We start from the raw sequence: 4,600 nt of genomic DNA on the forward strand, positions 1-4,600 counted from the left end.
GTGGTTAACAGGTAGTGGAGGTGATTTATCCAACTATTCTTTTCCTCATTTTATACAATTATGCTTAACAAATATGCAGTCATAACACATGACTAGAGGATATAGCAAAATGGAGCATACGGCTATAGTAGAAAGATAAAGATAGCAATCGCACTTGAGTTTGGAAAACTGCTCGGAGGTGTTCTAGAGATGAAAGCTAGACAAGTAAGCCAAAGAGAATAACGCAGCGTCATAGCGTCCTGTTGACAAGCGATCGCTATTCGGACTTGTTAAAGTGTCGCGGTAAATAAAAGATGCTAGCTATACGGTTGTACGCTTATCCTTAGAGGAGAAGAACTCAGTGAAGTTACTGCTCATGGAAAGGCAGCGATCGCTGCTGGTGGGGTGACGAACTGGAACGAAACAATGCACTTCAAGCACCTACAAAGATTGCAGTGGCAATTGAGCGAGCATGGCATATTCTACGCCAAAGCCTTCTTACAAGCCGATGCCGCACTCAACAGTGGCATGACATCAGGCAGCGGTAGCTTTGAATGGACGACAGGACCGCTACAAGGCGAGCTAACTCACGAGGTGAGCTGGTTTTCCAAAGGTGCGGACGTGCCAACATCAGGTACGACTTGTCTCCTCACCGAGCAAGCATTCGACGGACAGCAGTTAGGGGTGGAAGTGCTGTTTTACCTCAAACGAATAGGCTAGCACCGCATCGACAGCACCGACCGAGCAATAGCTTTGGTCGGTGTCATGGAGTGCGATCTGTCGCGTATTACTAGAGTGAGATTACTGTTTCACCCGCTTGAGTTCCGGCATGACGGGGGCGAAGATGCAAGCTGATTTCGGTATCGAGACGCTTGAGAAACGCGATCAGTTTGCCCTCACTGAATCGTTGAAACTCGCCTCTCATCAGATAGGATACTTCTGGCTGGGGAATGCCGAGAAGTTGACTAATTTCACGCTGTTTCAAGTTGCGTTGTTTCAACAAACGTAGCACTTGAATCCCGATCTTACCCCGCGTCAAATATTCCTCTGCATCTTCTAGATCGAGATCGGCGAAGACGTTGCCGCTACTTTCCTCAAAAACAAGTTCTTTTGTCATGATTGTTGTTCCTCTAAAGCTTTCGCGTCTTTGTAGCGTTGTTTAATCAGATCGACATCCGTCTGTGGGGTTTTGATACCTTTGTTAGATTTCTTCTGACGCATCGTGCAAGACATAAATCGAGTCCCCTATCTTTACCGCATAAACCGCCCTATAAGTGTCGGTATCGTAGCGTTTGACAATCTCATACACGCCGCCTTTAACCCCTTTAAAAGGCTTGGCATCCAGTGGTGTTTCTCCTGCCTGCACTAGCTGTAATGCATAACCTACCGCAGCTCGCACTTCTTGGGGAAAGGCGCGCATATTTTTCCGAGAGTCCCCCATCCAAACAAGTGGGCGTAAGGGAATTTCTGGAATCTCCTCACTATCAGTCATAATATATGAAATTTCCTATAAAAACAAGTCAGCACCATAGCATGAAATGTCAAGTGTGCAACTGTATTGCGACTTTGACTTTTTGTGTGTGGCATGACATCGGGCAGCGGTAGCTAGAAGTAAACAGTGGCAGCGCAAGCGAACTGCACCTGATGGCATTGCTGCAACCGGCCCAGCAAGAGCTTTTTTCAGTGTCAAGGAGTGCGATCGCTGTTTCTAGATGAGTGCAATGGCAGACTCATAACGTATAATCAAGCCCAGAGCCAAACTACTGCCTGCGAGTGCGATATGACTGAGGAGCAACTAGTCGAACTAACACAAGTGCTGGAATTGGCTATAACCACAGAACAGAAGGCTAAAGAGCTAGCCCAGTTCACCCTAGAGATCGCTCGCAAATACGAGCAGCGCATAGCCCAAATTAGAGTAGCTAGAAAACTGCAATCGTAAAGGGAAATAATTCTGACAGAGTTGATTCACTACCAGAAAAACCGATTAACCGCGCTCTGCTCCTACCAAGCTTCAAGGCTGAGGTGGCTCAATCTGGTCATAGCGATCGCTTAATTGCTGTTGTTGGTAGCACTAAGTTGGTAGTTGAGTTGGCAGTGGCGATCGCCTAAATCTACTTCGAGCAATTATATATTTATTTCAATATACGTTTAATCCGGCAATTAACTCTAAGTAAGCGTACAATAGCTTTTTGTTATACGTTTAGAGGGAATTTAGGGGTGAGTGAGGGGAGTAAGGCAGTGCAAGTTTGAGCAAGCTATAGGCAAGGTACACTCAAGGTAAGACCCAACACAAGTCCTGGGCAAGCGTCGCCTTAGCAGGCAGTGCAGCAAGGGAGCGCTATTTATGTTCCTCAATCCGTAAACCAAGCGTAGAAAGCAGCAAGTAGTCCCAATAATAGCTCCAAGAATTTGACCGACTAACACCCAAGAATGCACCACTGCTGGCTGAAGCCATGATCCGCTCGCCTCGTTGCCAAAAATCAGTTTGTGTTTATTTCATAACAAAAAGAGGAGAGAGTTCTAGGGGCAGATACTGTGAAACCCAGGATGCCGATCGAGCAACGCGACAAGTATGTGCTAAAGTTCATCGCCCAGCATCGGTTCGATGTCTGGCACTCTTGCCAAAATCTGGTCAAATCTCTCGTAATCAGCGACTTGGGAAGCTTGCCGCAAGCGAGATAGAGAGCGTTCGACTTCTAGCTGTTGGGTAATCGCAGCAATCAACCATTGCTCTAAGGGGATTTGACTTGCCGCAGCTAACTGCCGTACTTCTTGGATTAACTCTTCCGGTAATTGCAATGGATAAGAACTCATTCGCTTAAACGCTCCTTTAAATTCAAAGCTCGAACTAAAACTCCAGGCTGAATTACTGCAATGCCGAATTGTGATGTAGAGGGCAGGGAATCTCGTTCGTTAAACGTGACAATTGCCGTAGCCTGAGCATTAATAGCACATTCTATAACTCTTTCGTCATTGGGATCGCTTAGTTGCGGTCGCCATTGGAAATAGATAGGAACTGGCTGCAAAACATCTGCCAGCACTCCTAGCACCACATCGACCTCCTCTGGTGAAGTCCAAAACTGTCGTAGGTTCTCATCGCGCTTCAACACATCAGCGTATTCCAAAAAAAGGGCTTCTGAAAGACATCCAGTAATAACTCGTTGCCTCAGAGCGCTCAGAATCAAAAAACTAGCACCTCGTCGAGAGCGTAGTGCTGCAACCAAAATGCAGCTATCGAAAACATACATCTTAAATTTAGCTAATTATTTAAGACTGGAGAAGATAACAACTGGTTCGATATGACTCAAGATTGAATGCAGCTTTCCCAAAGTCAAACAACTTGGCATTGTAAAAGTGTGTAATCCAGAATTGGTTTGACCTGAAAGCCGTAGCAGCAACTCTACCACATCATGGCAGGGTTACCAACTCAAGCCAGCCCCAATCCTGGTAAATTAACCTAGCGTGCATAGCGGCTCGATTCACCGCTCTGCATCAAATGCAGAAACTGTGCGATCGCGTGCAACTAGAGCAATCAATTGCACGCTGCGTGGTGTAGTGGGCGATCCACCCACCAGGCATCGCAAGTCGAGCAATAAGCCCGTGCTGAGATTGATCATCCTCCAAAGCCGGAAGGCTGATAGTGAGATAGCTACGCTGCTGTGTAGACTGAGAGTTAGGTTTAGTTTTTAGATTTAGATTTAGTTTTTAGGGGCAAATGAGCAGTAGCAAGCAAGAGTAGCGGACGGGCAAGTACTCAGGGCTGCGATCGCAGCTTTGATTTGAAATTGCATCACAACTCTAGTAGGTTGGGCGTACAGATAGCAAGCTGAGGAATTAACGGTATAACAATAGCCGCTTTATTTAGCTATTTAGCCGGATTTAGCTGTATGTATAACTCGCTGTACGATTAGATGAGAGATGAGTTAGGACTAAGCGAAGCTTGAGTTCAAAACGAGCGATCGCCCTTCAATATCAGCTAGGCTATAAGCTAAAACCGAAATCCATCCAGTAGCAGGCGAGGCATAGAGGCATAGTAGGGGCGCTTGAGCTAGCAACTAGAGAACAGGCAAGGGTAGAGCGATAGACTCAGTGCAGCAGGGCAGAGCAGGGCAGGCAATAGCAGAACACAGGCAAGGCGAAGCAAGCGATTGCATCAACAAGGGCGAAGGCGCAACAACCGAGCACCCTTACCGATGAAGGGGCAAGCGATCGCACTGTTTGGCTTACCTAGCTGTACAACTAAAAGGACGTACAAAATAGACAATAAACTAGATGTATGTACAGTCCTTTTTGCTGTTTTGTTGTACAGTTGTTTTGTTGTACGGTTTGAGGGAAGTTATACACCATTAGCCATTAGCTAGCTGGAGATTAGGGGCAGTACAGTCAGGGTCAGTGTCTATAACCCTCTAGCTACAAAGATCGTATCTATATTAAGTGCGAGCTGTGAGATTAGCCTTATAGCAGTATAATCAGTAGGTACAGAATAGGCGTACAGGAGAGAAGCTGGATAAGACTGGATAAGGTTGCTATATACGGACAAATTTAACTGTATGTACAGGCAAAATTGAGAGGTGTTCGTTATATTGGAACTCCAATATAACGAACACCTCTCAATTTTGCC

Annotated in this window: 6 protein-coding genes and 1 pseudogene; 2 read left to right on the top strand and 5 right to left on the bottom strand. The window is 46.0% G+C overall.

Translation table 11 applies throughout. The annotated features are described in order from the left end of the window. Positions 1-405 precede the first annotated feature (405 nt). Complete coding sequence (locus DSM107010_RS36885; protein WP_106167491.1) at positions 406-699, top strand: hypothetical protein; 294 nt, start codon at positions 406-408, stop codon at positions 697-699. A gap of 70 nt (positions 700-769) precedes the next feature. Here the strand turns inward: DSM107010_RS36885 and DSM107010_RS36890 are convergent, their stop codons facing one another. Together DSM107010_RS36890 and DSM107010_RS36895 are read right to left on the bottom strand one after the other, a co-directional pair. Continuing rightward, positions 770-1,096, bottom strand: a complete 327-nt coding sequence (locus DSM107010_RS36890; RefSeq protein ID WP_106167492.1) for a helix-turn-helix domain-containing protein — start codon at positions 1,094-1,096, stop codon at positions 770-772. Beyond that, a pseudogene (locus DSM107010_RS36895) lies at positions 1,093-1,471 on the bottom strand (type II toxin-antitoxin system RelE/ParE family toxin). The gene DSM107010_RS36890 and the pseudogene DSM107010_RS36895 overlap by 4 nt, the downstream one beginning before the upstream one ends. Positions 1,472-1,759: 288 nt before the next feature. On the opposite strand from DSM107010_RS36895, the gene DSM107010_RS40770 reads away from it, so the two are divergent. Then, positions 1,760-1,918: a hypothetical protein gene (locus DSM107010_RS40770; RefSeq protein WP_181246350.1), complete on the top strand. Its 159-nt coding sequence runs from the start codon at positions 1,760-1,762 to the stop codon at positions 1,916-1,918. Between the two features lie 638 nt (positions 1,919-2,556). Here the strand turns inward: DSM107010_RS40770 and DSM107010_RS36900 are convergent. The 3 genes from DSM107010_RS36900 to DSM107010_RS39170 all read right to left on the bottom strand — a co-directional run bounded on the left by DSM107010_RS36900 (position 2,557) and on the right by DSM107010_RS39170 (position 3,596). Then, positions 2,557-2,793 (bottom strand): CopG family transcriptional regulator, encoded by a 237-nt coding sequence (locus DSM107010_RS36900; protein WP_106167493.1) that lies wholly within the window; start codon positions 2,791-2,793, stop codon positions 2,557-2,559. Next, a complete protein-coding gene (locus DSM107010_RS36905) occupies positions 2,790-3,227 on the bottom strand; it encodes a putative toxin-antitoxin system toxin component, PIN family (RefSeq protein ID WP_106167494.1) in 438 nt (145 codons plus the stop codon). The genes DSM107010_RS36900 and DSM107010_RS36905 overlap by 4 nt, the downstream gene beginning before the upstream one ends. A gap of 231 nt (positions 3,228-3,458) precedes the next feature. After that, a complete protein-coding gene (locus DSM107010_RS39170; RefSeq protein ID WP_158631974.1) occupies positions 3,459-3,596 on the bottom strand; it encodes a hypothetical protein in 138 nt (45 codons plus the stop codon). Between the last annotated feature and the right edge of the window lie 1,004 nt (positions 3,597-4,600).

This window comes from Chroococcidiopsis cubana SAG 39.79, assembly GCF_003991895.1.
In the GTDB taxonomy this organism is placed as follows: domain Bacteria; phylum Cyanobacteriota; class Cyanobacteriia; order Cyanobacteriales; family Chroococcidiopsidaceae; genus Chroococcidiopsis; species Chroococcidiopsis thermalis.